At 72.9% G+C, this 6,469-nt stretch carries 7 protein-coding genes; 6 read left to right on the plus strand and 1 reads right to left on the minus strand.

Annotation, left to right across the window (positions count from 1 at the left end; genetic code table 11):
* The 5 genes from AC0CYZ_RS20200 to AC0CYZ_RS20220 all read left to right on the plus strand — a co-directional run.
* On the plus strand, positions 1-881 hold an 881-nt coding region (locus AC0CYZ_RS20200), incomplete at its 5' end, for a biotin/lipoyl-containing protein (RefSeq protein WP_472218572.1).
* The gene (locus tag AC0CYZ_RS20205; RefSeq protein WP_472218574.1) at positions 882-1,907 is read left to right on the plus strand and encodes a TIGR03617 family F420-dependent LLM class oxidoreductase; all 1,026 of its coding nucleotides are present in this window, start codon (positions 882-884) and stop codon (positions 1,905-1,907) included. It begins immediately after the preceding gene.
* Positions 1,907-3,049, plus strand: a complete 1,143-nt coding sequence (locus AC0CYZ_RS20210; RefSeq protein WP_472218576.1) for an acyl-CoA dehydrogenase family protein — start codon at positions 1,907-1,909, stop codon at positions 3,047-3,049. Before AC0CYZ_RS20205 ends, AC0CYZ_RS20210 begins: the two co-directional genes overlap by 1 nt.
* Before the next feature lie 231 nt (positions 3,050-3,280).
* On the plus strand, positions 3,281-4,624 hold the full coding sequence (locus tag AC0CYZ_RS20215) for an O-acetylhomoserine aminocarboxypropyltransferase/cysteine synthase family protein (protein WP_472218578.1): 1,344 nt from the start codon (positions 3,281-3,283) through the stop codon (positions 4,622-4,624).
* The gene (locus AC0CYZ_RS20220; protein ID WP_472218580.1) at positions 4,624-5,112 is read left to right on the plus strand and encodes a CoA-binding protein; all 489 of its coding nucleotides are present in this window, start codon (positions 4,624-4,626) and stop codon (positions 5,110-5,112) included. The genes AC0CYZ_RS20215 and AC0CYZ_RS20220 overlap by 1 nt, the downstream gene beginning before the upstream one ends.
* Here AC0CYZ_RS20220 and AC0CYZ_RS20225 read toward each other — a convergent pair.
* Positions 5,093-5,515 carry a hypothetical protein gene (locus tag AC0CYZ_RS20225; protein WP_472218582.1) on the minus strand — a complete coding sequence of 141 codons (423 nt, stop codon included), beginning with the start codon at positions 5,513-5,515 and terminating at the stop codon, positions 5,093-5,095. The two genes, AC0CYZ_RS20220 and AC0CYZ_RS20225, sit on opposite strands and share 20 nt — an antisense overlap.
* Before the next feature lie 166 nt (positions 5,516-5,681).
* On the opposite strand from AC0CYZ_RS20225, the gene AC0CYZ_RS20230 reads away from it, so the two are divergent.
* On the plus strand, positions 5,682-6,469 hold a 788-nt coding region (locus AC0CYZ_RS20230; protein ID WP_472218584.1), incomplete at its 3' end, for a DEAD/DEAH box helicase.

Below are 6,469 nucleotides of genomic sequence, written 5' to 3' on the forward strand. Positions count from 1 at the left end.
ACACCGATCTGCGCTGGGAGGACGCCGTCGGCGCCGCCGGCACGGTGTCCGCGTTCTCCGACCCGATGATCGCCAAGGTCGTCGCCCGCGCCGACACCCGCCGGGCCGCCGCCCGCCGCCTCGCCGCCGGCCTCGCCCGCGCCCGGATCCACGGCGTCACGACCAACCGCGACCTGCTCGTACGGACCCTCCTGCATCCCGATTTCACTGCCGGCGCCACCCGCACCGACTTCCTCGACCGCCACCCCGACCTCCGTCGACCCGAGCCACCCCCGCGCGCCCACCTCGCGGCGCTCCTCGCGACCGCGGCCGCCGCCCGCCGCGGCGACGACCCGCACGCTCCGCCCGGATTCCGCCTGCTGCGCGGCACCCCGCCGGCCCGGGCCGAGCTCGAGGGTCCCGACGGCGAGCACGTCGTCACCTACCGCCTCCACGCGGCCCGCGGCGACACCACGATCGACCTCGACGGCCGCCCGGTCGCGCTGCGCGACCTCACGCCCGACGCCGTCCGGGTCGTCGACGACGGCGTCGAGCGCGCCTGCCACGTCGCCCGCCACGGCGACCGGACGTTCGTCGACGACGGCGAGCGCAGCACCGCCTGGCGCACCCGGCCGCGGCTGCCGGACAGCGACGCCGCCCTCGTCGCGGGCGGCCCGGTCTCCGAGGTGCCGGGCACCGTCGTCGAGGTCCTCGTGCGGGCCGGCGACGCCGTCACCGCCGGCCAGCGCCTCGTCGTGCTCGAGGCGATGAAGATGGAGCACCCCGCCCTCGCGGCGGCGGACGGGATCGTCGAGACCGTGCACGTCGAGGTCGGGCAGTACGTCGAGGCCCACGCGACACTCGTGACGCTCGGAGCGTCGACGTCCCCCGAGGAGCTGTGAATGAAGGTCGACGCCACGCTGGTGACCGGTTCCGCCGAGGACTTCGTCGCGACCGCGGTCGACGCGCAGGAACGCGGCTACGACGCGGTCTGGTTCGCCGAGACCGCGCACGATCCGACCGTCGGGCTGACCCTCGCCGCCACCCGCACCGAGACGATCACGCTGGGCACCGCGATCACCGTCGCGTTCGCCCGCACCCCGATGACCGCGGCCACGACCGCCAACGACCTGCACGCGGTCTCGGGCGGGCGCTACGTCCTCGGGCTGGGCACCCAGATCAAGCCGCACGTGACGCGGCGGTTCTCGATGCCGTGGTCGCGGCCGGCCGACCGGATGCGGGAGTACGTCCAGGCCGTCCGCGCGATCTGGGCGACCTGGAACGACGGCGAGCCGCTGCGCTTCACCGGCGAGTTCTACACGCACACCCTGATGACGCCGTTCTTCTCCCCGCCGCCGAACCCGTACGGCACGCCGCCGATCCACCTCGCCGGCGTCGGGCCGCGGATGACCGAGGTCGCGGGCGAGGTGGCCGACGGCTTCCTCGCCCACGCCTTCACCACCGAGCGCTACCTGCACGAGGTGACGCTCCCGGCACTGCGCCGCGGCTTCGAGACGGCCGGGCGCGACGGCGACGGGTTCGAGATCTCGGGGACCGCGCTCATCGCCACCGGCACCACCGAGGAGGAGTTCGCCGCCTCGGTGCGCGACGTGCGCCGCCAGGTCGCGTTCTACGGCTCGACGCCCGCCTACGCGCCGGTCCTCGAGCTGCACGGCTGGGGCGAGCTCGCGACCGAGCTCAACCGCCTCTCCAAGCAGGGCGACTGGGACGCGATGGGCCGGGCGGTCGACGACGAGGTGCTCCACGCGATCGCCGTCGTCGCCGAGCCCGACGACGTGGGCCCGGCGCTGGCGCGGCGCTTCGGCGGGATCGCGCAGCGCATCCCGCTCTACGCGCCGACGGGCGCCGACCTCGACCGCTGGGACCAGGCGCGCCGGTACCTGCAGGACACGACGGGAGACCAGTGATGGTGGCGTTCACCGAGGAGCACGAGGCGTTCCGGAAGTCGGTCCGCGGGTTCGTCGAGCGCGAGATCGACCCCCACGTCGACGCGTGGGAGCGGGACGGGCAGATGCCCACCCACGAACTGTTCGCGCAGATGGGTGCCCTGGGCTACCTGGGGCTGGAGTACGACCCGGCCTACGGCGGCGGCGGCGCGGACCACCTGTTCTCGGTCGTGCTCGCCGAGGAGCTCGGCCGGTGCGACGCGGCCGGGGTCGGCATGGCGATCGCCGTCCAGACCGACATGGCGACGCCGTCGTTGGCCCGCTTCGGCAGCCACGAGCTCAAGGAGCGCTACCTCGCCCCGGCGATCCGCGGCGAGATGGTCACCGCGATCGCGGTCACCGAGCCGGACGCCGGCTCCGACGTCGCGGGCCTGCGCACCCGCGCGACCCGCGACGGCGACGACTGGGTGATCGACGGCGCGAAGCTCTACATCACCAACGGGGTGCAGGCCGACTGGCTGTGCCTGCTCGCGCGGACCTCCGAGGAGGGCGGGGCACGCGGCATGAGCCAGATCGTCGTCCCCACCTCGACGCCCGGCGTCAGCGTCTCGCGGAAGCTCGACAAGCTCGGCAACCGCTGCTCGGACACCGCCGAGCTCGCCTTCACCGGGGCCCGCGTCCCCGTGTCGAACACCATCGGCACGATCGGCCGCGGCTTCCAGCAGCAGATGGCGCAGTTCCAGAACGAGCGGATGGTGGCCTGCTACGGCCGCGTCGCCGCCTGCGAGCGGGCCCTCGACCGCACGCGGGACTACCTGGGGCAGCGCACCGCGTTCGGCGGGCCGCTGGTCGCCAACCAGTACCTGAGCTACCAGCTCGCCGAGCTCTACGCCCGCGTCGACCTGTGCCGCCACTACAACTACGCGTGCGCCGAGGCCTACGTGCGCGGGGAGGACACGTCGCGGTTCGCGACGATCGCGAAGCTCGCCGTCGGGCGGCTGTGCGAGGACGTGGCCCGCACGTGCCTGCAGTACCACGGCGGGATCGGCTACATGGAGGAGACGTGGACCGCGCGGTTCCTCCGCGACATGCGGATCACCTCGATCGGCGGCGGCGCCGACGAGGTGATGCTGCAGGTCATCGCGAAGATGCACGGTATGTGACGGATCACGGGTGGTCCGGATCGCCGCGCAGCGGGTATGCCCCGGCCATGACCGAGCCGAGAGACGACACCGTCCGCAGCCTGATCGTGGCCGCGCACGACGAGATCCTGTCCGAGCCGACGGAGACCGACGAGAAGCGCAGCCAGGAAGCGGCGGAGTAGTCGTCGGTGCCGGGCGGTAAGCCACGTCGCCCGGCCTGACGGCGGGTCCGCACCCGTGTAGAACGGCGGCGTGGAGTCCGGCAGCCAGGCACGAGAAGACCGCCCGTGGGGCTTCGCGACGCGTGCCGTGCACGCCGGCGCCGTCCCTGACAGCGCCACCGGCGCCCGAGCCGTCCCGATCTACCAGTCCACGAGCTTCGTCTTCACCGACACCGCCGACGCCGCGAACCTCTTCGCGCTGCAGAAGTACGGCAACATCTACAGCCGCATGGCCAACCCGACGGTCGCGGCCTTCGAGGAGCGGGTCGCCAGCCTCGAGGGCGCCCTCGGCGCGGTCGCCACGAGCTCCGGCCAGGCCGCGGAGTTCCTCACCTTCGCCTGTCTCGCCGGCGCCGGGGACCACGTGGTCAGCGCCGCGAGCCTCTACGGCGGCACCGTCACCCAGCTCGACGTGACCCTGCGCCGCTTCGGCGTCGACACCACCTTCGTCGCGGGTGACGACGCCGAGGCCTTCCGCGCCGCGATCACCGAGAAGACGCGGTTCGTGTTCGCCGAAATGGTCACCAACCCCTCCGGCGAGGTCACCGACGTGGCCGCGCTCGCCGACGTCGCGCACGACGCGGGCATCCCGCTGATCATCGACGCCACGACGGCCTCGCCCTACCTGTGCCGGCCGATGGAGCACGGCGCCGACATCGTCATCCACTCGGCGACGAAGTTCCTCGGCGGTCACGGCACGACGCTCGGCGGCGTGGTCTGCGAGTCCGGCCGCTTCCCCTGGGGCAACGGCCGCTTCCCGCAGATGACCGAGCCGATCCCCTCGTACGGCAACCTCACGTGGTGGGGGAACTTCCAGGAGTACGGCTTCCTCACCAAGCTGCGCTCCGAGCAGCTGCGCGACATCGGCGCCACGCTCTCCCCGCATTCGGCGTTCCTGCTGCTGCAGGGGGTGGAGACGCTGCCGCAGCGGATGCGCGCGCACGTCGCGAATGCACGCCGCGTCGCGGAGTGGCTCGACGCCGACGATCGCGTGGACTGGGTGCGCTACGCCGGGCTCCCCGACCACCCGCACCACGCCCGCGCGCAGCGCTACCTGCCCGAGGGGCCCGGCTCGGTGTTCGCGTTCGGGGTGCGCGGCCGGGGCGAGCGGAGCGACGGGGGAGAGTCCGGACGTGATGCGGGCCGGCGGTTCATCGAGTCGGTGCAGCTGTGCAGCCATCTCGCCAACATCGGCGACGCCCGCACCCTCGTGCTGCACCCGGCGTCGACGACCCACCAGCAGCTCTCCGAGGACCAGCTGCGCGAGGGCGGCGTGCGCCCCGACCTCATCCGGATCAGCGTGGGCATCGAGGACGTGGAGGACATCCTCTGGGACCTCGACCAGGCCCTCACCGCCGCGACGAAGGACGCCTGATGACGACCACCGACGACCGGACCTGGTCGAACCCCGGCGCCCTGCAGCGCCAGGAGATCCTGCGGCGCACGAGGACGGTCGCGATGGTGGGGGCCTCGGCCAACCCGGCGCGGGCGTCGAACTTCGTCGCCACCTACCTGCTCTCGAGCACCGACTACGACGTCTACTTCGTCAACCCGCACGCCGAGGAGATCCTCGGGAAGCCGGTCTGGCCCTCGCTGGGCGACCTGCCGGTCGTCCCCGACCTCGTCGACGTCTTCCGCCGTCCCGAGGACCTCGGCAACGTCCTCGACGACGCGATCGCGGTCGGGGCGTCGACCTACTGGACGCAGTTCGGGCTCTACGACGAGGACCTCGCCCGCCGCGGGGAGGCCGCCGGGCTGACCGTCGTCATGGACCGCTGCCTCAAGGTCGAGCACGCCCGCTTCCACGGCGGGCTCCACCTCGCCGGCTTCAACACCGGCGTGATCAGCGCGAAGCGTCGGTGAGGGCCTTCGCGCCGGGCGTGAACGCCCAGACGGCCACCCAGACCGCGCCCACCGTGAGGATCATGGCGCCGGGGACGTGGATGTAGAGCGTCGAGCGCCCGCCGTAGTAGGCCTGCACGAACGAGAGCACGAACACCACGGCGGCCAGGACGCCCGGCCACAGCGGTGCACCGCGCAGCCGCCAGTAGGCCAGCGCCGCGATCGCGGTCAGTCCCGAGAGGACGTGCAGGACGATCGCCCCGGCCGAGTGCAGCTCCTCCGGGCCGCCCCGCGGAAAGAGCTGTCCGGCCGTGACGAACTGCCACGCCAGGTTCACCACGGTCAGCACCGCCAGGACCCGCACCGCCGTCAGCAGGGTGTCGGACGTGCGCGCGGCGGGCATGGTGCCGGTCGAGTGGGTCATTCGGATCCTTCCGGTGGTGGAGTGCTCGCCCCGGGGCTACCCGCGATCAGCGGATCCACGACCGGTTCCGCACGGTTGCGGTCACGATAGGGCCGTCCACGGTGTCGTCGGCTGTGAGCCCGCTGGGGATCCGCTGGTTCGTCGGGACCCGGCGCGAGAGAGGACAATGGGTACCGGCCCTCCCGCTCCGAGTCCTGGGACGCTCTTGACCACCCCCACCATCGACACCCACGAGCTGACGACCCGCGTCCGCGCCCTCGGTGGCGCCGACGCGCACCGGCTCGCCCGCCGGCTCGACGGCACCCGCCGGATCCCCGACGAGGGGAAGCGGGCCGGGACGCTGGAGCGGATCGCGGCCGACGTCGAGAAGGCCGAGCAGCGGCTCGCGCGCCGTCGCGCCTCGGTGCCCGCCGTGTCGTACCCGGCGCAGCTGCCCATCGCCGAGCGCGTCGACGACATCAAGGCCGCGCTGGAGAGCCACCAGGTCGTCGTCGTGGCCGGCGAGACCGGCTCGGGCAAGACCACGCAGCTGCCCAAGATCGCGCTCGAGCTCGGCCGCGGCGTGACCGGGACCATCGGGCACACCCAGCCCCGGCGGATCGCCGCGCGCACGGTCGCCGAGCGGGTCGCCGAGGAGCTGGGCACGCAGGACAGCGACGTCGTGGGCTACCAGGTGCGCTTCACCAGCCACGCCAGCGAGAACACCCTGGTCAAGCTCATGACCGACGGCATCCTGCTCGCCGAGATCCAGCAGGACCGGCTGCTGCGCCGCTACGACACCCTGATCATCGACGAGGCCCACGAGCGCAGCCTCAACATCGACTTCCTGCTCGGCTACCTCGCGCAGCTGCTGCCCCGCCGCCCCGACCTCAAGGTCGTCATCACCTCGGCGACGATCGACCCGGAGCGCTTCAGCAAGCACTTCGGGGACGCGCCGATCATCGAGGTCTCCGG

Source organism: Actinomycetospora sp., from assembly GCF_055612215.1.